Origin of the sequence: Photorhabdus antumapuensis (assembly GCF_020387775.1) — a bacterium.
Taxonomy (GTDB): domain Bacteria; phylum Pseudomonadota; class Gammaproteobacteria; order Enterobacterales; family Enterobacteriaceae; genus Photorhabdus; species Photorhabdus antumapuensis.
In genome coordinates this window covers 290276-313029 of record NZ_JAHZMK010000024.1, presented here as the reverse complement: position 1 = coordinate 313029, position 22754 = coordinate 290276, and the positions used below count along the sequence as shown (strand labels likewise).

Here is a 22754-nt window from a genome sequence, read left to right as displayed (position 1 = left end):
AATAAGGAATTCAATGAGTGCAACAGATAGTTAAAACTATCGTTCTGGTGTATAAGGAGTTACCGCGACCGCATAAAATTATGTTGGGTTCGCTGACTGTAGCAACATTGGTTGTCACTATGTGGCAACCTATTGCTTATCATCATGAACAAGAAGAAACAACAGTCGGCAGCATTGCCATCAATCCCCCCGTAGATAGTGATGAGATTATTGCAGATAGCAGTGAACAGCTACCGGACGAGGGTATTCCTGATGAAGAGACGAACTCAGAGGTTGCGGCTCAAACTCCGCATGAATATATTGTTTCCGACGGTGACACCCTCAGTAATATTCTGACCCAATTTGGTATCGACTCTTCTGATGTAGCGTTACTCGCGAGTCAGCATAAGGCGTTACGGGGGCTGAATATTGGCCAGCCATTGTCATGGACAGTCAATGAAGCGGGTGACTTGCAAACGCTGACTTGGGGTGTTTCCCGCCGTGAAGCTCGCATTTATACCCGTGAAGGCGATCTGTTTAAAGAAACAAAAGAGTTTCAGAAAGGTGAGTGGAAAAACAGCATCGTCGTTGGCGTTGTTGATAGTAACTTTACCAGTAGTGCTTTAAATGCCGGCTTAACCAGCAGTGAAGCACGTGAAGTCACCAAGGCACTGCAATGGCAAATTGATTTGCGTAAATTACATGAAGGTGATCGTTTCTCTGTATTACTGTCCCGTGAAATGTTGGATGGTCACAGTGAACAGAGCCAATTACTTGGTGTTCGCCTAAATAGTGGTGGTAAAGATTATTATGCTATCCGGGCGGAAGATGGGCGTTTTTATGATCGTCAAGGTTCCGGTCTGGAGCGTGGATTTTTGCGTTTTCCAACCACTAAACAATTTCGGGTATCTTCCCAATTTAATCCTCGGCGTGTGAATCCAGTCACTGGTCGGGTTGCGCCACACAAAGGGGTGGATTTTGCTATGCCGGTGGGAACGCCTGTTTTGGCGGTGGGTGATGGTGAAGTGATTGTCTCCAAATATAACGGAGCAGCAGGTAACTTTATTGCCATTCGTCATGGCCGCCAATATACCACGCGTTATATGCACCTGAGAAAGCTGTTGGTGAAACCAGGGCAGAAGGTAAAACGGGGTGATCGTATCGCGTTGTCCGGTAGCACGGGTCGTTCTACGGGCCCACATTTGCATTATGAATTCTGGATCAATCAGCAGGTGGTAAACCCATTAACGGCGAAATTGCCGCGTTCTGGTGGTTTGAGTGGTAAAGAACGCACAGAATTCCTGGCAACGGTAAAAGAGGTAACGCCTCAGCTTTTGCTAGATTGAGCTTAACTGATCATAAATAACAGACTTTAAAGCGGATGATTGCTATCATCCGCTGTCGTTTTGTATTGCAAAACAAGATATGTTGACATCTGTTGATATAAATCCCAGTACTAAAATGGCAGATTATCGTTTTGTTTTAAAGAGTTAGCTCATGTATAAAGAAACAGATACAGACAGTAAAGTGGGTTATGTGCCGACATTTCATAAATCCTATCTGCATCCTCGTTACTGGGGGTTATGGCTAGGCGTTAGTGTATTGGCCGGGCTGGCTTACCTGCCGGTTAAAGTGCGTGATCCTCTGTTGGCCAAAATAGGCTGGCTGGCGGGTAAATTGGCGAAAGGGGCACGCCGAAGAGCAAGAATTAATCTATGTTACTGCATGCCGGAACTAACAGAGCAACAGCGTGAAGCATTGATTGATGAGATGTTTTCTACCGCACCTCAACCTTTTGTTATGTTGGTCGAACTTTGTTTGCGTGGTGCAAAATCAACGTTAAGCCGGACACAGTGGTATGGTGAAGAGATTATTCTTCAACTGAAAGAGCAGGGTAAAAACGTTATTTTCATGGTGCCTCATGGTTGGGCTGTGGATATTCCCGCCATGTTACTATCTGCGAGGGGACTGAAAATATCAGGCATGTTCCATCACCAGAGCAACCCCGTTTCAGATTATCTGTGGAATAGAGCTCGCTGTCATTTTGGTGGCCGTTTACATTCTCGTGATGCTGGAATTAAACCGTTTGTTGCTACTGTTCGCCAGGGTTTCTGGGGATATTATCTGCCTGATCAAGATCATGGTGAGGAGCACAGTGAGTTTGTTGATTTTTTCGCAACTTATAAAGCGACATTGCCAGCCATTGGGCGATTGATGAAGGTTTGTCGTGCCGCTATTGTGCCCCTGTTTCCGGTTTATAATTATCGTACCCATCAGCTTGATATTTATATTCGTCCACCAATGGATGATATTGATGGCAAAGATGATGCTTTTATTGCCCGCCGAATGAATGAAGAATTGGAGCAATTGGTGCGACCTAACCCTGAACAATATACCTGGATACTTAAATTACTTAAGACTCGGAAAGCGGGTGATATTGGGCCATACGGGAGAGAAGATCTGTGATTTTAGTCGCAAAGATGTAAAGGTCATTATCACGGTTTGAAAGTGTGTATTGTCCCCCTAATATTGGGCATATTAGGGGGTTCTGTGAAAAAACATATTACTTGTAATTAATTCAATGGTGGTGCTATATTTTTAAATACAATTAGATTGGGTAATAAATTGAATGATTGAAAAATATATCCAATAAATTATTATCTTAATAATATTTTTTCGGAATATTTCATTGTTAAAATATCACACTTATTCAGTGTGAATTGACCGCTATTGATCGTGTCAAACATGCCTATTCATCATGCTAATCATTTTATTCAATCCTTGAGATATTATTATTAATCGATCAATTAAATGAAATAGAGACGGTAAGAATTTATTTTTACCGTCGGTTGTTGTTGGATAAGCGAAACGCGCCAGTCTTCTGATTTACCTGATTGTCGAAAACTTGGCGCTAAAATGTTGTAATGTTTATTCCACTTCAAGAATACGGCAGGTGTTAGTACTGCCAATTGTCCCCATCTGATCACCCTGAGTAACCAGAACCAGGTCACCGGAAACTAGATAACCTTTATCACGTAGACGATTAACCGCTTCATTGGCCGCTGTTATACCGTCAGTATGACTGCTGCAATAAACCGGTGTAACGCCCCGATAAAGTGCCGTTTGGTTTAAGGTTTTCTCATGACGAGACATAGAGAATATCGGGAGACCAGAACTGATGCGAGACATGATACGAGTGGTGCGACCTGATTCGGTCATTGCAATAATGGCCTTAACCCCGTTTAGGTGGTTTGCCGCGTACATGGTAGACATCGCAATGGCTTCTTCAATACTGTCAAAAATTGTATCTAGCCGATGTTTTGATACGTTGAGCCCGGGCATTTTTTCTGCTCCGAGACAGACTTGTGCCATTGCGGCAACCGTTTCGGCAGGGTATTGGCCCGCTGCGGTTTCAGCAGAGAGCATCACGGCGTCAGTACCGTCAAGAACGGCGTTTGCCACATCCATCACTTCGGCACGGGTAGGCATCGGGTTGGTTATCATAGATTCCATCATCTGGGTGGCGGTGATAACTACACGATTCAGCTGGCGGGCACGGCGAATTAATTTTTTCTGGACACCAACCAACTCTGGATCACCGATTTCTACGCCAAGGTCACCACGGGCAACCATGACGACATCGGAAGCCAGAATGATTTCATCAATGGTTTTATCACTGCTAACGGCTTCTGCGCGTTCAACTTTTGCCACGATCTGTGTTTCACAGCCTGCGTCTCGTGCCAGACGGCGAGCATAGTTAAGATCTTCACCAGTGCGGGGGAAAGAGACGGCTAGATAATCAACGCCGATTCTGGCCGCCGTAATAATATCTTCTTTATCTTTTTCAGTTAGGGCTTCAGCGGATAATCCACCGCCCAATTTGTTGATGCCCTTATTGTTAGATAGCGGGCCACCCACTGTGACTTCAGTGAATACTTTCATTCCCTGGACTTCTAATACTTTGAGTTGAACACGTCCATCATCCAGTAACAAAATATCACCCGGTACCACATCCGCAGGTAATCCTTTGTAATCGATACCGACTTTCTCCTTATCACCTTCGCCTTTACCAAGATTGGCATCAAGCAGAAATTTATTTCCGATATTCAGGAAAATCTTGCCCTCTTTAAACGTTGATACGCGAATTTTAGGTCCTTGAAGATCGCCAAGAATAGCGACATGGCACCCCAGGCGGGCTGCAATCTCGCGCACTTTATTGGCTCGCTGGAGATGATCTTCTGCGGTACCGTGGGAAAAGTTGAGGCGGACTACGTTTGCACCCGCAGTAATAATCTTTTCAAGATTATTATCGCGGTCGGTAGCCGGACCAAGTGTAGTAACAATCTTAGTTCTTCTGAGCCGTCTGGACATGTGTTACTCCGTTGACCTGTGAGTATTGGTATTGGTTATATAAAAATAATCAATAATCTATTAATTATCCTATAAAATGAGTAAAAAAACTCTTCGGCAATCCAACTATCAAGGCTGTTTATAGATTACTTTTGTGACTTGCCTCGTAGCAAAGTCGCAAGCGACTACCGTGGGTGGCTTCTCGTAGCCCGTATCAACTCATTCTGATACTTCTCGCTGTAGTGCCTATTGACCATTGTCAACTAGAGGGGAACGACAGGGGGAACGTTTTACACAATCGTTATGTCCTATCGCTATGCCTTGGCGAATCAGCTAACCCTTTTAACGGATATTTATTGCCGCATTTCTATCCTATCACGATTTGTTCCCGATTTATCAATAATCTAATAGTCTTGGAGGTTTTGGTAATGAAAAGTAGTGATTGGGGTTTACTGGGCTCTGGCGCTGCCTCTTAAGTTAGACTTAAGAGACAGCTATTTGCGTGAAGTTTGTCAGTGGTCTGGTGGCTCGAAAGCCCTTATGCGCTGGTATTTATGCTACGGTCAGGCTTATCGAATCGTTGCCACCGGTTGATAAAATATCGGCGCCATTGGCGCTGGCTAATCGAACTGTTTTATTTTCACCAATATATTCCCACTTATAGGGTTAACTGTTTTTGTATAATGGATAGAAATAAAAATAGAAATTGTATTATCAGATAAATATCTAAACCATTTATATTCAACATTTGAAAGTTATTTTTATCTTCCTGCTTTCTGTTTATTTCGGTAATTTTTTATAATAATGCTCTCTGGCTTAATTTTTACACTTTAGACCGTCATTATTTTATTGAGTTAACGAAGTGATATAGGATTTTCTTACCATAATTATGTAATTCTTCTCATATCTTGACCAGTGTAAATTATTTACCGGTACTCAATGAGCCAGAAACGATCGCTGACTACGCAATCGCTGCGAGTCAGCCTAATAGCGAGAGGACTACTTTCAAGTTCGGGGAAAGTCAATTTTGTCAAAGCGCGAATTTCGCAGCGCCTCTTTGACTCTTTTCAAGTTATCTCTGAATTTTGAACCACGGCGCAGGGTAAAACCAGTAGCTAAAACATCAATAACAGTTAATTGAGCGATTCTTGAAACCATTGGCATATAAATATCTGTATCTTCCGGGACATCCAGAAGAATGGCGAGCGTTGCTTCTTGGGCGAGAGGAGAATCTTGGGAGGTGATCGCGATAACTGTCGCATCATTTTCTCGCGCAAGTTGTGCTGCTTCAACCAGGCTTTTAGTTCTGCCGGTATGGGAGATCAGTACGACGACATCACCTTCGGCACTGTTAATACAGCTCATCCGTTGCATCACAATGTCATCAAAATAGATAACGGGAATGTTGAACCGAAAAAATTTATTCATTGCGTCATGGGCGACGGCAGCAGAGGCTCCTAAACCAAAAAATGAGATTCTCCGGGCTTGAGTCAGTAAATCGACAGCTCGGTTAATGGCCGTAATATCCAAATTGTTTTTCACGGTATCCAGCGTTGCCATTACCGATTCAAATATTTTATTGGTGTAGGAACTAACTGTATCGCTCTCTTCAACATTACGATTTACATAAGGCGTGCCATTGGCAAGGCTTTGGGCTAGATGGAGTTTGAAATCAGGAAAACCTTTGGTATCCAGACGGCGGCAAAAACGGTTAACCGTGGGTTCACTGACTTCCGCCATTTTCGCCAGTGTTGCGATACTGGCATGAATCGCAGTTTGCGGTGAAGCCAAGATTATCTGCGCCACTTTTTTTTCTGACTTACTCAAGAATTCGATACTGTTTTGGACTCGTTCCAGTGTATTCATAAAACGCAGTTACCTGTGGTTTTTGACGATTTCATTCAGAGGAGAAATCTATATAAATTTTTATGAAAATATACTATTAGCAAATTGAAGCTGGCAGTAGGAAGTCACAATAATTTAATGTTTTTCATAAAAGTATGACAAGTGTCTAACTTTCATATTGGTAATTATCTTTCATAAACGTTGTAAAATTACATAAAGTTATCACATTTTTAGCAGAGGTAAAACATATTGTTAACATAAGGTGATGGTTATTCGTTATCGCTGTTTACGCGCCATAGCCAAAAGAGTACATTATTGGTTAATGCTGTAACAAAATTACAATATCCCGCAATGAGGAGAAATATATGGCGGTTACTTCTACAGCTCAGGCTTGTGATTTAGTCATTTTTGGCGCTAAAGGGGATTTGGCACGCCGGAAATTATTGCCTTCCCTTTATCAGCTTGAGAAAGCGGGTTATATTCACCCAGAAACCCGGATTATCGGTGTTGGCCGGGCTGATTGGGATAAAAAGGCTTATACCAAGGTTGTTGAAGAAGCTTTAAATACGTTCTTGCCGGAAAAATTAGATCCAGAATTATGGAAAACATTGAGTGAGCGTTTGGCATTCTGCAATCTGGATGTTAATCAAAAGGAAGATTTTGCCAAACTGAAGGTAATTCTTAAGCAGGAGAATCGGCCTGCAATTCACTATTTTGCGATGCCACCAAGTACTTTTGGTTCGGTTTGTCACGGGTTGGGCCTTGCCGGGCTAAATAAAGAGCCAAATCGAGTTGTGATGGAAAAGCCTTTAGGGACCGATCTTGAATCATCCAAAGCCATTAATGATGAAGTGGCAAAATATTTCAATGAGCGTCAGGTTTATCGCATCGATCATTATCTGGGTAAAGAAACCGTATTGAATCTGTTAGCGTTGCGGTTTGCCAATTCCCTATTTGTGAATAACTGGGATAACCGGACAATTGATCATGTACAAATTACGGTAGCTGAAGAAGTCGGTATTGAAGGCCGTTGGGGTTATTTTGACCAAGCCGGGCAGATGCGCGATATGATTCAAAATCACCTGTTGCAAATATTGACCATGATTGCTATGTCTCCCCCGGCAGATCTGACGACAGATCGTATCCGTGATGAAAAAGTAAAAGTATTGCGTTCTCTGCGACGTATTGATCACACGAATGTGCGGGAGAAAACGGTACGAGGTCAATACACCGCCGGTTTTGTTCAGGGGCATAAGGTACCGGGGTATCTGGAAGAAGAGGGGGCGAACCAGGCTAGCCGGACGGAAACTTTTGTCTCTATCCGTGTCGATATTGATGACTGGCGTTGGGCCGGGGTTCCTTTCTATCTGAGAACCGGTAAACGTTTGCCAACGAAATGTTCTGAGGTGGTAGTTTATTTCAAAAAGCCCGCGCTGAATTTGTTCTCTGAATCTTATCAACAACTACCGCAGAACAAGCTGACGATTCGTTTGCAACCGGATGAAGGTATTGATATTGAAGTGTTGAACAAAGCTCCGGGGCTGGAACACAAGCATCGTCTGCAAACCACTAAGCTGGATCTGAGTTTCTCTGAAACGTTTAACCATATTCCGTTGGCGGATGCTTATGAGAGGCTCCTGTTGGAAGCTATGCGGGGTATTCAGGCGCTATTCGTTCGTCGTGATGAAGTGGAAGAAGCGTGGAAATGGGTTGATTCTATTATGAATGCATGGGCGGCGGATAATGATGCGCCTAAGCCTTATCAGGCGGGAACGTGGGGGCCGGTTGCTTCTGTTGCTATGATCACCCGCGATGGTCGTTCGTGGAATGAATTTGAATAATTGATAAACCTTTCTGTTGAAGCTCAAGCCGTGTTATAAGCGGCTTGGGTCATTATCGTTAAGGTATCAGCTTATGTTAATATCAATTCTGTTTTCCTATTCAAAATGGTCTATCAGATAAAAGAATAAATGAGATTGGTTGCTTTCTATTATCTTATATGGTAGAAGTACTAGGAAAATTAACACTATTTATGAGGATTCTTAGTATATCGTGCGGAATATCGGTGCGATGAAAGAATGAGATATCATGAACAGCGCCAAAAGCGTCAAGTTTCAAAGCTCCACCCACGTACTTTTCCTTTCTGCCATTTTATCCAGTGAGCATTACTGGTGCGGTGCATTATAGCGTCTGGCTCCTGTTAACCGGTTTCCAACCGGTATTTCTGTTTTGTCAAAACGTCGGGTTATTATTTCTCATCTTATATATGGGTGGGTTTAGGTCATTTATAGCTTGCGTCTTGACGTGCGTATTTACGTGGTCAGGAGAAAGAAAATGATTTATTGGTTATTCCTTGCAATGGCAATTGTTACCGAAGTTATCGGTACCTTATCGATGAAACATGCCAGTGTTTCCGGTGGTGTAGTTGGCATGGCTGTTATGTACATCATGATCGCCACATCCTATATCTTGTTGGCAATGGCGGTGAAAAAAGTGGCACTGGGCGTTGCGTATGCTTTGTGGGAAGGGGTTGGCATTCTATTTATTACTGTTTTTAGTGTCATGTGGTTTGATGAATCACTGTCATTGATGAAAGTAGGGGGATTGGCTCTGCTGGTGACGGGGATTATGTTGATTAAATCGGGTACAAAAAAAGCGGTAATCAAAAAATCGGCTGAGGCAGTCAAACAGATGGCAAATAAGGCTGTCAATGCTGCAACAACCAAAAACAGTAAAATAAAGGAGGCATAACATGTTACAACAATTTGAATGGTGGCATGCGGCGTTCCTATTCTTTGCTGTAGCGTTGGATATTTTAGCGAATATTTTACTAAAACTTTCTAATGGTTTTAGACGTCCTTGGATGGGTATTCTCTCGCTTATTGCTGTTCTTGGGGCGTTTAGTGCGCTTGCTCAGGCAGTGAAGGGAATTGAACTTTCCATTGCTTATGCTTTATGGGGCGCTTTCGGTATTATCGCAACGGTTGCTGCTGGCTGGATTATGTTTAATCAGCGTTTGAATTGTAAAGGTTGGGGTGGAATTGCCTTGTTGCTGTTGGGCATGGTGATGATCAAGATGGCTTAAGCCGTAGCGTAACCCAATCATTATCTGCTGGCATGCAACTAGCAACTATTTTGCATAATAACCAGCAGATATGAATAAAAGTGACTCTTAGCAGGTAAAACAGACGTCTGGTTTATTACCATCTTTCATGCAACAACCAGGACAACAAGACTGAACAATATAGCGGCCATTCCCCATCTCCTTCATATCAAAGTCTTTATAGCGATAAAAAACATGTTTACCCATTGAGGCGGAACAAGATGGGCAACTTTTATAGATTTTTCCTTCTACTTCCGCAACAACTGAATCATGAAGCGGATCATGACAACCTGAACAAATATCCATAGAATGCTCCATACCAAGTGATAAAAGCTATTGAAGATTAGGCCATGTTTATATTCACTAAACAGTGGCCAGATACTGATGTGCTTATTAGAAAGTATGGACGACGCATAAGTATAATTCAACATTGAAAAGGTAAATAATAGAAAATCCATTTGATGAGTTAACTCTGCCAGATGAAATTAATGCTATTTGTGATAAGCAACATTGGAAACTATTTTATTTACATTGATCATCAGAGTATTATCAGCGGTTCAAACATATATTTCTAAAATGAATCATTAAGGGCCATTGCTAAAATAAATTAGGTATTTTGGCCCGTAAGATTGATTTATAATAAATTTTTGATAAGCGATTGGCGTTTATTAATATTTTTCATATCTCGATTACTATTTAAAGGTTTTGAAAACCGATAGAAAATGGATTTAAAAACTGTCTATGCCAGAGCAACTTTTTATCTATTTCATTTAATTCAGCTTCTTCACAGATACTATTCCAATTATCTCGGATTATTGATATTTGTCTATTAAAGATTTCTTTTGCTTTTTTCTCTGAGATATTAAAGTAATGAGAATGTCAATATTAGATGATCACTATAATGGTCATCTATGGCTCAAGGCATAGGAGGAAGATTGGAGTTGTTGGGCTTATAATATTCCACTTGGATCAATAGATAATGTAGTTTATGAGAATATCGATTAATATTTTAAAATGCTATTGCAGCTAAAACAGAGTTACTTACATTAATAACACCTATTGGGATATTCTTAATATACCCTTCATCTTTCAAGCTGCTGCTTTGTTGGCTGCTTTCACTCACCCCAGTCACATAGTTATCTATGCTCCTGGGGATTCATTCACTTGCNNCTCGAAATCTATTAGGTATAACCTCTATATAATCAAAATATAAATGCAGGCGATAGAGAATATCCCGAAATTAATATTAAATACCGGCGATAATTTTTATCTCGACTTTGTATTTGGGGTTCATTAATTTAGCTTCAACTGTGCAGCGCACGGGTGCACTTCCGGCTACAACCCATGCATCCCAGGCGGCATTCATGCCAGCGAATTCTTTTCCGTCCGCCAGAAAAATAGTGGCATCGATAATTTTACTTTTATCAGAATCGAGATGTTGTAGCATGATATCAATAGCGGCCAGTGTATTCGCTGTTTGCTCAGTAATATCACCATCCAGATTTTCCGGTACGGCGGTGTAGTAAATGGTTTTATTGTAAACTACCGCTTCGGACCAGCGATCCTGTGGATCAATACGTTCAATTGTCATGGATACTCCTTTCTGTAAATGACTATCTGCCTGATTTTGGGTGGTGATCAGAACATAGTATTGGCATAATCTCCATCCATTCTATTGAAAGAGACGATTTGTGTCAGACGATTTTGCGAAAAATGGTGCCCTTGCTAAAGCAATAACAGGTTTTAAACCCCGTGATGCTCAAAGAGAAATGGCGGTGGCTATTGAGTGCGCGATTAAAAACCATCAACAATTGGTCGTAGAAGCAGGCACGGGAACAGGTAAGACATTTGCCTATTTAGTACCTGCGCTGCGTTCTGGGCAGAAAGTTATCATTTCTACAGGTTCTAAGGCATTACAGGATCAGCTTTATAATCGTGATTTACCGACAGTCGCTGAAGCAATTAATTTCACTGGTAAATTGGCGTTGTTGAAAGGCCGTGCAAATTATCTTTGCTTGGAACGGTTGGAACAGCACTCTTTTGGTGGTGGACAATTGGAAGCAGAAATTCTGGCAGATATTGTTCAGCTAAGAAGCTGGTCTTCACAAACTGAAGAGGGTGATATCAGTACTTGTCACCAAGTGGCGGAAGATAGCCAGGTTTGGCCGTTGGTAACCAGTACTAACGATAACTGCCTTGGCAGTGATTGCCCGCGTTATCAGGAATGCTTTGTTCTCAAAGCCCGCCGTCGCGCAATGGAAGCGGATGTTATCGTTGTTAACCATCATCTGTTTATGGCGGATATGGTGGTGAAAGAAACTGGATTTGGTGAGTTGATCCCGCAAGCAGAAGTCAAGATATTTGATGAGGCACATCAAATACCTGATATCGCTAGTCAATATTTTGGTCAGCAATTAAGTAGCCGCCAACTGATGGATCTCTCCAGAGATATCATTATGGCGTATCGCACAGAAGTCCGGGATCAAGTTCAATTACAAAAGAGCGCGGATCGTCTGAGTCAGAGTACACAGGATTTCCGGCTAGCGTTGGGAGAGAACGGTTATCGAGGTAATTTGCGAGAGTTATTGCAAAATCCGCAAGTGCAGCGAGCATTAGTATTGCTTGATGATGCGCTTGAGCTTTGTTATGACGTGATGAAATTATCTTTAGGGCGTTCAGTCATGTTGGATGCCGCATTTGAAAGGGCAACAATTTATCGTAACCGTCTTAAACGTTTGAAAGAGGTGACTGTCCCCGGTTATAGCTATTGGTTTGAAAGTTATGGCCGCCATTTTCTTTTAGCACTCACACCGCTGTCTGTTGCTGACAAATTTAGTGAGATGATTAATGAGCAATCAGGTTGTTGGGTTTTCACGTCAGCTACATTATCCGTCAACGAACAGCTTTCACATTTCACTGAACGGCTTGGGCTAAAAAAAGCGAAAACTTTACTGTTGCCAAGCCCATTTGATTATCAACGTCAGACGCTGCTTTGTGTTCCTCGTCATTTACCGTCACCGAATCAGCCCGGTGGTGCAAAATGGCTGGCGAGAATGCTTAAGTCGCTGATTGAAACTAATAAAGGCCGTTGTTTCTTTTTATGTACGTCACACCAGATGATGCGCAGTTTGGCAGAAGAGTTCCGGGCCAGCATGACGTTACCGGTTTTGGTTCAGGGTGAAACTAGCAAAAGTCAGCTACTTTCTCAGTTTATTTCTGCTGGGAACGCGTTATTGGTGGCAACCAGCAGTTTTTGGGAAGGTGTGGATGTGCGGGGTGATACGCTTTCCTGTGTCATTATCGATAAACTGCCTTTTACGGCACCAGATGATCCGCTGTTAAAAGCCCGTATTGAAGATTGTCAACTCAAAGGCGGTGATGCATTTAATGAAGTTCAGTTACCAGACGCGGTTATTAGCTTGAAACAAGGTGTCGGGCGGCTTATTCGTGACATTGATGATTATGGCGTCGTTGTCATTTGTGATAATCGTTTAGTGATGCGTCCATATGGTGAAGTGTTTTTGAATAGTTTGCCACCTTCGCCACGAACCCGAGATTTAACGAAAGCAGTCGCTTTCCTGCAAGCTCGGCAATCTCCTAACCATTTAGAACGGGTCGTCCGAGGGAAGCACTTTAAATGATTGCCCCATATCTTTTTATGTTCCCGTCAGACGACTCGGTGAAAAAGGTGGTGTGGCTGGTCATCCAGGTTGCATCGCAGAAATGGACACTGTGAACACCACCTGACCAACTACCACCAAACCCCTTCCTGTGTTTACGTCCGAATCCTTACCGTCCCCCAATAACGTTGAAGTAACCTTGGAGAATTGCCATTCTAACAAAAACTCCGTTCTCAGCCTGAGAAAAATAAGCACAATGAATTGAATTATCTAGCTCATAAGGAAGCTCATAACCTCGCGGAAGAGGATGCATAATTATGGCGCGGGGATGTAAGTATGAAAGTAGATCAGGAATGAGCATCAAATTGGAGTCGGGTAAATGATCTGCTGTTTCTTTATAACCCGCCATATAAATAACATCCGCACTACACAACCCCTCTTTTATGTTATGGAGATATTCGTAGGTGACACCAGCTTGACGAAGGTACGCTTCGTCTTCTGGTAAAAGCTTACAATTTTCTTCAGTGCAAAGTAATAATTTTATATTGTGAAACAGGGCTATACAAAAGAGAAGGGAGCGCGCTGATCGGGAAGAGGGGTGACAGCATAATAATAAAGTTAATGATTTATGAAGAGGGAAAGATTGATGAATGGTAAAAATATCAAGCAAAGCCTGCGTTGGATGCTCTGCATTTAATCCTTCACCATTTCCCGCATTTATAACTGGATGGCGGCTTTTTATACAATAGTTATGCACAGGTTCAACTTTGGCATGGCGCATAACGGCAATATCGGCATACGCATTGATCATTTGTGCAGTATCCGTAAATTTTTCATTCCAGCTTGAACCAGAACGGCTTGATTCACCATTAGAAAAACCTATAATTCTTGCGCCAAGACGGTTGGCTGCGCTTTCAAAACTGAGGCGAGTTCTTGTGCTTGCTTGAAAAAAAAGTGAAGCAACAAGGATATCTTCATTTCTTTTTTTTATTTTTTTATCAGGTTTTGATACTTTAAAATCCTGAGCCAAGTCTATAATATTCATTATAGTGTCTAAATCTAATGATTTAATAGAGAGAAGGTTATCCTTTAGAAAGAAATTTTGCACCGATGTCATAACTCACCTCCGGACTTTCATATTAAGTATTGTTTAAGTATATCTTCGTATTTTAAAGATGTTCCATATTTAGGTAGTAGAATTACGTTAGAAAGCGATGGATCACAGGCAAATTTACTTCTCTTCTATCTGATAACTCATAAAGACACAGCTACCCTGTGTGTACATGTGGCAAGGAGTAATAGCCTTCTTATGGTTGCCAACTGGGTAAAACAGGCTAGGTTATGATAAGATGGTGCTTTATTTCGAATCATATTTCTTGCCGAGGTTAAGGCATGTCCACACGAATTCTGGCTATTGATACTGCAACGGAAGCCTGCTCAGTTGCTCTTTGGGATGATGGTGCCGTTTTGGCACAGTTTGAAATCTCTCCACGGGAACACACGCAACGTATTTTACCTATGGTTCAATCTGTTCTGGCAGAAGCGGAGGTCAGTTTACAACAACTCAATGCCTTGGCTTTTGGCCGTGGGCCAGGCAGTTTTACTGGTGTACGTATTGGTGTTGGTATTGCTCAGGGGTTGGCTCTGGGTGCTGAACTGCCGGTGATTGGTGTTTCAACGCTTAATATGATGGCTCAAGGTGTTTTTCGCCTGACAGGATCAACTCAAGTATTAACCGCTATTGATGCCCGGATGGGAGAAATTTACTGGGGGCAATATGTCCGCGATCAGGAAGGCAAATGGCAGGGAAGTGAAACAGAAGCTGTATTGAGACCGGAACAGGCAAGGGCTATCATGGATTCATTTCATGGGGAGTGGGCCATTGCCGGAACCGGTTGGCAGGCTTATCCTCAGTTGATGGCAAGTCATTTAACGCTAACTGATAGTAGTATCACATTACCTCATGCTGAAGATATGTTACCTATGGCGATACAGATGTGGCAAAACGGTGAGGTGACGGCCGTAGAACACGCTGAACCGGTATACTTGCGTAATGAAGTGACTTGGAAAAAATTACCGGGTCGTTAAGTATCGGTTGATGAAACTTGTAGTAAAAGAAAGTATCAAATAGACATGATTATTTTAAATATATGGTTATTGCAAACATCGTTGTTGGGAAAATTTTCAGGAGAAGGTGGTTATGTTAAGAGTAATAAACTACCGGACGGGTATTAAGGCGCTAATCTTGTTAGGTGCTGTAATGCTTACAGGCTGTGTCACCGTTCCTGATTCAGTAAAAGGAACGTCACCAATACCTGTTCAGGATCTACTTTCTATTAAGAGTACACCTGCATTGTTTATCGGCCAGGAAGGACGATTTGGCGGTAAAGTACTTAGTGTGGTGAATGAAAATCACCGTACCCGTTTGGAAATATCGTCATTGCCGTTGGCATCAGATGCCAGCCCACAATTAGATGAACCTTCCCTTGGTCGTATCTATGCTTATGTTAATAGTTTCCTTGAACCTGACGATTTTAAAGGAAATTACGTCACTGTTGTTGGTCCGATAGTGGGGTTAAAAAAGGGTAAAATTGGTCGCGCGGATTACGATTATGTTGTGATTGATGTAATGGGCTATCAACGTTGGAAGGTTGTTCAACGGGTATTGATGCCTTATGGCACAGGGACTTGGAATTATTATGGCTATCCATATTATTCAGGTTGGGGATGGAATGGGAATTATCCCGACCCCGCATTTGTTGAAACTATTTTGACCAGGTAGAGTTATTTCAATCAGAGGTTGTTGATGAATATCTTGTGACACCGTAACCTAATTTCCTACTTGAGCCGCCGCAATAATAGATGTGGCGGTAATTTATCTGTTATTTCCTATCTATCTTTGGATTGATCGCTAATTTCATTGCAATTCTTACTCCTAAACCGGCAGCTATCTCTTCTGCCAGAATTTTTCGTAGTTCATCAGGAATATCATCCGATTGCAGTATGACAAAACCGAATTTGTCATATAGTTTACGGCTTGGCATAAAATCACGAAAAGTTGTGAGGTAAAGTGCGGTTTCCTTGCTTTGTTCTAATTGCTCAATGATTAAGCTAAGCAGGGTACTGGCAATACCTTGGCCATGATATTTTGGCAACACATCAATCTCAGCTAGCAGCATCAATTGATTTAAACGGCGGATTAGCACAAATCCAACCAGCGTTTGATCACTTTCAGCGACCCAAAGCCGTTGTTCCTGAATACTTGATTCAATTTCATACGCGGGTAGGGTTTGATCACCGAGTACTTTTGGTAAGAGTTCTTTTGGAAAAAGGGACGCAGCTTGGCGCTCTATATCGCTGATAGTAGCACTATCTTTATAAGTTGCTCTTCTGACTGTGATGTTATTTATAATCATTTATTATTACCATTTATTTTTTAATAATTTATTTGAATAGACGAAAGCAATAAATGCTATTTCAAAAATGCTATCTTAAGCAAAAAATAAGTAGGTCAATGTATAATCAATAGATACTAAGTTAAATATTAACTATGACAATAATATACTGATAACTAAAAATAATTTACAGACAACACAATTCTCTTTGTTTTTATGTATCAGGATTAACATGAAATTAGTGATGTGTATCTCAACCTGAACAATGTTTCTTTTTTAAACTGGTATGCTGAGTTAATAATTTGTTAAATCAAGGCGTGCGTTATTTATTAGGCGAGTGATAACATAGCAATTAAAATTTCAGGAGTACTACCTTGGAGAAAGTCTGGCTAAAACATTATCCGGCGGATGTTCCTGCGGAAATTGACCCGGATCGTTATGCATCATTGGTTGAGATGTTTGAAAATGCCGTAGCGCACTATGCAGATCAACCTGCATTTATCAATATGGGTGAGATTATGACCTTCCGTAAGTTGGAAGAGCGTAGTCGGGCATTCGCAGCATATTTGCAAAATGGTTTGGGATTAAGTAAAGGAGATCGCGTTGCGCTGATGATGCCAAACCTGCTGCAATATCCCGTTGCACTGTTTGGTGTTCTACGTGCAGGTATGATTGTTGTAAATGTAAACCCGCTGTATACGCCGCGTGAGCTTGAACATCAGCTTAATGACAGCGGCACTTCCGCTATTGTGATCGTCTCCAATTTTGCTCATACATTGGAAAAGATCGTTTTTAATACTAAAGTTAAGCATGTTATTTTGACGCGTATGGGGGACCAACTATCTCGTCCTAAAGGTACGTTGGTTGATTTTGCGGTGAAATATATCAAACGGCTGGTACCGAAGTATAATCTGCCTGATGCCATTTCATTTCGTTGTGCGATACAGAAAGGTTATCGCATGCAATATGTAAAACCAGAGATTAATGGTAATGATTTGGCCTTTCTGCAATATACTGGCGGCACTACCGGCGTAGCTAAGGGAGCTATGCTGACTCACCGTAATATATTGGCAAATCTTGAACAGGCAAAAGCGGTTTATTCTCCATTATTACGTGTAGGCCAGGAGCTGATTGTTACGGCGTTGCCTCTCTATCACATATTTGCGTTAATGGTGAATTGCTTGTTACTTATTTACCTGGGTGGGTGCAATCTTCTGATCACTAACCCGCGTGATATTACGGGTACAGCTAAAGAATTAGGTCGTTATCCGTTTACTTCTGTCACCGGGGTAAATACGTTGTTTAACGCTTGGTTGAATAATGAAGAATTTAAGAAGCTTGATTTTTCTACGCTGCGTCTGGTTGTTGGTGGTGGTATGCCGGTACAGAAAGCGGTTGCTGAGAAATGGGCAAAAGTGACAGGTACCAATCTGCTTGAAGGTTATGGTCTGACAGAATGTTCACCTTTGGTTTCCTGTAATCCTTATAATTCGAAACATTACACTGGCAGTATTGGTTTCCCGGTCTCTTCAACGGAAATAAAACTGATGGGTGATGATGGTAATGAGGTAGAGATGGGCCAGCAGGGAGAATTGTGGATACGTGGCCCACAGGTGATGGTTGGTTATTGGAATCGTCCTGATGCAACAGAAGAAGTGTTGAAAGATGGTTGGGTCGCGACGGGTGATATCGCGGATGTTAATGAACAAGGTTTCATTCGTATCGTAGATCGTAAAAAAGATATGATTTTGGTTTCTGGTTTCAATGTGTATCCTAATGAAGTTGAAGATGTTGTATCAGCTCACCCTAAAGTGCTAGAGTCAGCAGCAATAGGGGTATCAAGCGAAAGTTCCGGTGAAACTGTCAAAGTATTTGTGGTTCGGATAGATCCTAGTTTGACCGAGGATGAACTTAAAACCCATTGTCGTCGTTATCTAACAGGGTATAAAGTACCAAAGATCATTGAGTTCCGGGATGAATTACCTAAGTCTAATGTAGGTAAAATTCTTCGTAGGGAACTGCGTGATGAAGAGGAAAAGGTCAGGAATGTCGCTGTAGCCTGAGATCCTCTTCATAATATTGATAAGCACGACAACGCCGGTATCAGCCGGCGTTGTCGTGCTTATTCCATGAATGGCTAAGAGAACTATGTTTTGAATTATCAGTTGATCACCACAGATGCTCAGTTGCAACAAGTTTGCGAAGGGGCAAAAAAATACTCAAAAGTAGCATTGGATACTGAATTTGTACGCACACGGACGTATTACCCACAATTAGGTTTGATACAACTGTATGATGGCGAACAACTTTCTCTGATTGATCCACTTAATATCACTAACTGGCAACCTTTCCGCGAGTTAATTACTCATCCTCAAATATTGAAGCTGTTACATGCTGGTAGTGAAGATTTGGAAGTTTTTCTGAATGCTTTTCAATGTTTGCCGGAACCGATGATTGATACTCAGGTCCTGGCGGCTTTTATTGGGCACCCGCTTTCATGTGGCTTTGCCGCGCTGGTGGCTGAATATATTCATGTCGAGCTGGATAAAAGCGAATCCCGCACTGATTGGCTTGCCCGCCCGTTAAGTGAAAAACAGTGCGAGTATGCCGCAGCGGATGTTTATTATCTGTTGCCTTTGGCGGATATATTGATGACTGAAACAGCGCAGGCTGGATATATGGAGGCTGCGACGGGTGAGTGTCGGCTTATCAGCCGACGCCGTAAAGAGATATTGGAACCGGAATGTGCTTATAAACAAATAGGCAATACCTGTCAATTACGTCCCCAACAGCTTGCGTGTTTGAAAAAACTGGCGGCATGGCGTTTGAATCAGGCTAGAGAGCGCGATTTAGCCGTGAACTTCGTCATTCGTGAAGAAAACCTGTGGCAGGTAGCGCGTTATATGCCAACTTCTTTGGCAGAGTTGGATGCGTTAGGGTTAAGCGGGCAGGAGATTCGTTGTCATGGTCGTCGTCTATTGGCAATGGTTGCTGAAAGTGGAAATATTCCAGAAAGCGAATGCCCGCCGCCAATGACGAACCTGATTGATCAACTTGGTTATCGCAAAGCATTTAAGGATATTAAGGCGCTGATCCATCAGGTAAGTGAACAGCATAGATTTAATTCTGAATTATTGGCATCTCGTCGTCAGATTAATCAATTACTTAGCGTTCACTGGAACTTGAAACAATTAAATGACAAACCTGAATTGCTTAGTGGGTGGCGGGGAGAGTTGCTGGCTGAGCCAGTCGCAGAGATTCTGGCGAACTATTCTGATTAATCCATATCAGAACCTTAGCCTGATGCCAGGCTAAAGCGCGAGAAAGGGGTTCCCGTTAGGGTTACCCCATCTCAGACTGCCATGTAATTAGTTTGGTTACTTTGATGGCGGTAATGATAAAACAGCCCTGTCTGTCTGCGTTATTTTTGAGTTTCTTCTGCCTCAGGTAATGTTATATTAAGCTCCAGCACGGAAATATCATCACCTTTCTGTTCAAATTGTACAGAGAGCATATCAGGATCTACCTGTATATATTTACAGATTACCGCCAAGATATCCCGTTTCATATCAGGCAGATAAGCAGGTTCAGAATCACCACGGCGACGCTCTGCCACGATGATTTGCAGCCGTTCTTTAGCGATATTTGCTGTCGGTTTTTTTCTCGACAGAAAGAAATCTAGCAAGGCCATGTTTTACCCCCCAAACAGGCGTTTTAAGAAGCCTTTTTTCTCTTCTTCAATGAAGCGGAAAGGACGTTCTTCCCCTAATAAACGTTCAACAGTATCTGCATACGCTTTCCCTGCATCGGATTCTGTATCCAGAATGACCGGTTCCCCTTGGTTAGATGAACGCAGTACAGATTGATCTTCTGGAATAACACCGATTAAAGGAATGCATAAAATTTCCAGAACGTCTTCCATACTTAGCATATCACCACGACTTACACGGCCTGGGTTATAGCGGGTTAATAGCAGATGTTCTTTAATGGGATCTTCACCCCGTTCAGCTCGTCGAGATTTAGAAGCCAGAATACCCAGAATACGGTCTGAATCACGTACAGAAGAGACCTCAGGATTCGTTGTGATGATAGCTTCGTCAGCAAAATAGAGTGCTACCAATGCACCACTTTCAATTCCTGCCGGGGAGTCACAGATAATAAAATCGAAACCTTGTTTATCCAGATCAACTAAAACCTGCTCAACGCCTTCAGGGGTGAGAGCGTCTTTATCGCGGGTTTGCGATGCAGGCAAGATATAAAGATTCTCGGTACGTTTATCTTTAATTAATGCCTGATTAAGCGAGACGTCACCTTGGATAACGTTCACGAAGTCATAAACTACGCGGCGTTCACATCCCATAATCAGATCGAGGTTACGCAGGCCGATGTCAAAATCGATAACGACGGTCTTTTTACCTCTTTGAGCAAGGCCGGTAGCAATGGCCGCGCTTGAAGTGGTTTTGCCAACGCCACCTTTACCTGATGTAACAACAATAATGCGTGCCATGAAGTGATTCCTTATTAAAAGGGCTAGATTAAAGGTTCAATAGTTAATTCATTATTTACCAGGCTAAGTTTTGCGGCTTTTCCTGCTAATTCAGTTGGGATTTTATCGCCGAGCCAATATTGCCCCGCGATAGAGACAAGTTCGGCATTTAAATGGGTGCAAAAAACCAGGCACTCCTGATCACCGGATGCACCGGCTAATGCCCGACCACGCATCATACCGTAGATGTGAATATTGCCGTCTGCAATCAATTCGGCACCGGCGCTTACATTACTGGTAACAATAAGATCACTGCCTTGGGCATAAATCCTTTGACCTGAGCGAACAGGTAAATTAATTACGCGGGTTTTTTTAATCGCGGGTTCAGCCGGTTTATCTTCCTTTGCCGAGGTTTTTTGTTTTTTTCCTTCACTTAGTAGTGGTAAGGATGCTTTTATTACCGCCCTGCGTTGTTGCTCATCACGACAACCACTCATTCCGACAATACGGAATCCTGCTGAATCAATAGCGTGATGCAGCGCTTTCAGATCAGCGTCTGCCGGCAGAGCGGAGATATTAATGACAACAGGCGCATTTTTCAGGAAATCCGGTGCTTGTTCCACTTTTTCCTGTAGGGCCTGTAGAATGATTTCTGGTTGGTCATTGTGTAAATGAATAACCGAAAGCGTAAAATTACTGCCTTTTAGCTCAATTGGCGACTGTGACATCTATCCTGCCTGACTCAGATTCAGCAAATTTGAGATCCCCCCAGAACACCCCCTGGGATACGATATTTAGAAATACAATAAACATGTTATAATTACTAAATTATTCAAGCAAGTTGTGACCTGAATTTAAAAGAGTTTATTATAATGATTTGTGCGATCTACAGAAGCCCGAAAAGGGAGCAAACATATCTTTATGTTGAAAAAAGAGATAATTTCTCTCGCGTTCCCGAACAGTTACTGAAAAGTTTTGGACAGCCCCAATATACAATGATGATCTCTCTGGCAGACAGAAAAAAACTGGCAGGTGCCGATATAGAAAAGGTAAAAATATCGTTAATTGAACAGGGTTTTTACCTGCAAATCCCACCTCCGGTTGAAAACTTAATGAATGCACATCTGAATCAGATGGAAAAATAAGAAGAATCCAGGAGCTTGGGCTCGATGAGCAAAATTAACCGTCGTCGAGGTTTTATTAACCACTACAATATTCACAATGGTGGCCGATAAGATGGGGCAATAAGTGCTATAATTATGGGTATGTTGCCTAATAAACCAGAGTGAGAAACGAATATGTATCAACACAGAGACTGGCAGGGGGCATTACTGGATCTTCCTGTCAATAAAGTGGTTTGCGTTGGTAGTAATTACGTTAAACATATTAAAGAGATGGGGTCTCAGCCAGCGGAAGAACCCGTTGTTTTTATTAAGCCTGAAACTGCACTGTGTGATATACATCAGCCAATTGCAATTCCAAAGGATTTTGGTGTCGTTCATCATGAAGTTGAACTGGCTGTACTGATTGGTACGCCGTTGAAACAAGCAAATGAAGAGCGAGTTGGCGCCGCTATCGCGGGTTTTGCTGTGGCATTGGATCTCACCTTGCGTGATTTGCAATCTAAATTCAGGAAAGCGGGTCAACCGTGGGAAAAAAGTAAGGCGTTTGATGGCTCTTGCCCGATATCTGGGTTTATTCGAATAAGTCATTTTGGTGATCCGCAGAATGTCCAGTTTTCACTGACGGTCAATGATGAGCTACGGCAGAACGGTAATAGTAACGATATGTTGACATCCATCGTTCCTCTGATCAGCCATATGTCGCACTTTTTCACTTTGCGGCCGGGAGATGTGATTCTCACTGGTACACCGGAAGGTGTTGGAGCACTAAAATCCGGTGATGTGTTAAAGGTTACTCTGAATGATAATTCACTCACTACCAGGGTGATTTGAATAATATAAGGAATAGTAGAA

Annotated in this window: 22 protein-coding genes; 13 read left to right on the top strand and 9 right to left on the bottom strand. The window is 42.2% G+C overall.

What is annotated here, in order from left to right; translation table 11 throughout:
• The first annotated feature begins 17 nt into the window (after positions 1–17).
• Both mepM and lpxM read left to right on the top strand, forming a co-directional pair.
• Complete coding sequence (mepM, locus tag KZ793_RS11070; protein WP_225815382.1) at positions 18–1325, top strand: murein DD-endopeptidase MepM; 1308 nt, start codon at positions 18–20, stop codon at positions 1323–1325.
• Between the two features lie 151 nt (positions 1326–1476).
• Complete coding sequence (lpxM, locus tag KZ793_RS11065) at positions 1477–2445, top strand: lauroyl-Kdo(2)-lipid IV(A) myristoyltransferase (RefSeq protein WP_225815381.1); 969 nt, start codon at positions 1477–1479, stop codon at positions 2443–2445.
• Positions 2446–2907: 462 nt separating this feature from the next.
• Here lpxM and pyk read toward each other — a convergent pair whose 3' ends face one another.
• Entirely contained in the window at positions 2908–4350 is a 1443-nt protein-coding gene (pyk, locus tag KZ793_RS11060; protein ID WP_225815380.1) for a pyruvate kinase, read from the bottom strand.
• Positions 4351–4767: 417 nt separating this feature from the next.
• Between pyk and KZ793_RS11055 the strand changes: the two genes are divergently transcribed.
• Positions 4768–4923: a hypothetical protein gene (locus tag KZ793_RS11055; RefSeq protein ID WP_225815379.1), complete on the top strand. Its 156-nt coding sequence runs from the start codon at positions 4768–4770 to the stop codon at positions 4921–4923.
• 411 nt (positions 4924–5334) lie between these two features.
• On the opposite strand, the gene KZ793_RS11050 is transcribed toward KZ793_RS11055, so the two are convergent.
• On the bottom strand, positions 5335–6195 hold the full coding sequence (locus KZ793_RS11050; RefSeq protein WP_225815378.1) for a MurR/RpiR family transcriptional regulator: 861 nt from the start codon (positions 6193–6195) through the stop codon (positions 5335–5337).
• Between the two features lie 344 nt (positions 6196–6539).
• Between KZ793_RS11050 and zwf the strand changes: the two genes are divergently transcribed.
• The 3 genes from zwf (at position 6540) to mdtI (ending at position 9259) form a co-directional block, all read left to right on the top strand.
• Entirely contained in the window at positions 6540–8015 is a 1476-nt protein-coding gene (zwf, locus tag KZ793_RS11045) for a glucose-6-phosphate dehydrogenase (protein ID WP_225815377.1), read from the top strand.
• A gap of 493 nt (positions 8016–8508) precedes the next feature.
• Positions 8509–8925, top strand: a complete 417-nt coding sequence (mdtJ, locus tag KZ793_RS11040; RefSeq protein WP_225815376.1) for a multidrug/spermidine efflux SMR transporter subunit MdtJ — start codon at positions 8509–8511, stop codon at positions 8923–8925.
• Between the two features lies 1 nt (position 8926).
• Positions 8927–9259, top strand: coding sequence for a multidrug/spermidine efflux SMR transporter subunit MdtI (gene mdtI, locus KZ793_RS11035; RefSeq protein ID WP_225815375.1), 333 nt, complete (start codon positions 8927–8929; stop codon positions 9257–9259).
• 87 nt (positions 9260–9346) lie between these two features.
• Here the strand turns inward: mdtI and KZ793_RS11030 are convergent, their stop codons facing one another.
• Both KZ793_RS11030 and KZ793_RS11025 read right to left on the bottom strand, forming a co-directional pair.
• Positions 9347–9583: a hypothetical protein gene (locus tag KZ793_RS11030; RefSeq protein WP_225815374.1), complete on the bottom strand. Its 237-nt coding sequence runs from the start codon at positions 9581–9583 to the stop codon at positions 9347–9349.
• 940 nt (positions 9584–10523) lie between these two features.
• Positions 10524–10868, bottom strand: coding sequence for a RidA family protein (locus tag KZ793_RS11025; RefSeq protein ID WP_225815373.1), 345 nt, complete (start codon positions 10866–10868; stop codon positions 10524–10526).
• 100 nt (positions 10869–10968) lie between these two features.
• Here KZ793_RS11025 and KZ793_RS11020 point away from each other — a divergent pair, with 100 nt between their 5' ends.
• A complete protein-coding gene (locus tag KZ793_RS11020; RefSeq protein WP_225815372.1) occupies positions 10969–12918 on the top strand; it encodes an ATP-dependent DNA helicase in 1950 nt (649 codons plus the stop codon).
• A gap of 148 nt (positions 12919–13066) precedes the next feature.
• Here KZ793_RS11020 and KZ793_RS11015 read toward each other — a convergent pair whose 3' ends face one another.
• A complete protein-coding gene (locus KZ793_RS11015; protein ID WP_225815371.1) occupies positions 13067–14014 on the bottom strand; it encodes an aspartate/ornithine carbamoyltransferase family protein in 948 nt (315 codons plus the stop codon).
• A 275-nt stretch (positions 14015–14289) separates the two neighbouring features.
• Between KZ793_RS11015 and tsaB the strand changes: the two genes are divergently transcribed.
• Positions 14290–14985, top strand: a complete 696-nt coding sequence (gene tsaB, locus KZ793_RS11010; RefSeq protein WP_225815370.1) for a tRNA (adenosine(37)-N6)-threonylcarbamoyltransferase complex dimerization subunit type 1 TsaB — start codon at positions 14290–14292, stop codon at positions 14983–14985.
• 112 nt (positions 14986–15097) lie between these two features.
• Positions 15098–15679: a Slp family lipoprotein gene (locus tag KZ793_RS11005; RefSeq protein ID WP_225815369.1), complete on the top strand. Its 582-nt coding sequence runs from the start codon at positions 15098–15100 to the stop codon at positions 15677–15679.
• Positions 15680–15779: 100 nt separating this feature from the next.
• Here KZ793_RS11005 and KZ793_RS11000 read toward each other — a convergent pair whose 3' ends face one another.
• Complete coding sequence (locus KZ793_RS11000; protein ID WP_225815368.1) at positions 15780–16313, bottom strand: GNAT family N-acetyltransferase; 534 nt, start codon at positions 16311–16313, stop codon at positions 15780–15782.
• 353 nt (positions 16314–16666) lie between these two features.
• Here KZ793_RS11000 and fadD point away from each other — a divergent pair, with 353 nt between their 5' ends.
• Complete coding sequence (gene fadD / locus KZ793_RS10995) at positions 16667–18355, top strand: long-chain-fatty-acid--CoA ligase FadD (protein ID WP_225815367.1); 1689 nt, start codon at positions 16667–16669, stop codon at positions 18353–18355.
• A gap of 90 nt (positions 18356–18445) precedes the next feature.
• Positions 18446–19573 (top strand): ribonuclease D, encoded by a 1128-nt coding sequence (rnd, locus tag KZ793_RS10990; protein ID WP_225815366.1) that lies wholly within the window; start codon positions 18446–18448, stop codon positions 19571–19573.
• A 140-nt stretch (positions 19574–19713) separates the two neighbouring features.
• Here the strand turns inward: rnd and minE are convergent, their stop codons facing one another.
• From minE to minC, 3 genes are read right to left on the bottom strand one after another with little or no spacing between them, the layout of a single operon-like run.
• The gene (gene minE / locus KZ793_RS10985; RefSeq protein ID WP_118984769.1) at positions 19714–19983 is read right to left on the bottom strand and encodes a cell division topological specificity factor MinE; all 270 of its coding nucleotides are present in this window, start codon (positions 19981–19983) and stop codon (positions 19714–19716) included.
• A 3-nt stretch (positions 19984–19986) separates the two neighbouring features.
• The gene (gene minD, locus KZ793_RS10980; RefSeq protein ID WP_118984770.1) at positions 19987–20799 is read right to left on the bottom strand and encodes a septum site-determining protein MinD; all 813 of its coding nucleotides are present in this window, start codon (positions 20797–20799) and stop codon (positions 19987–19989) included.
• Between the two features lie 23 nt (positions 20800–20822).
• Positions 20823–21506 carry a septum site-determining protein MinC gene (minC, locus tag KZ793_RS10975; protein ID WP_225815365.1) on the bottom strand — a complete coding sequence of 228 codons (684 nt, stop codon included), beginning with the start codon at positions 21504–21506 and terminating at the stop codon, positions 20823–20825.
• A gap of 144 nt (positions 21507–21650) precedes the next feature.
• On the opposite strand from minC, the gene KZ793_RS10970 reads away from it, so the two are divergent.
• Together KZ793_RS10970 and KZ793_RS10965 are read left to right on the top strand one after the other, a co-directional pair.
• Positions 21651–21923: a YcgL domain-containing protein gene (locus KZ793_RS10970; RefSeq protein WP_225815364.1), complete on the top strand. Its 273-nt coding sequence runs from the start codon at positions 21651–21653 to the stop codon at positions 21921–21923.
• A gap of 153 nt (positions 21924–22076) precedes the next feature.
• A complete protein-coding gene (locus KZ793_RS10965; protein WP_225815363.1) occupies positions 22077–22733 on the top strand; it encodes a fumarylacetoacetate hydrolase family protein in 657 nt (218 codons plus the stop codon).
• The last annotated feature ends 21 nt before the right edge of the window (positions 22734–22754 follow it).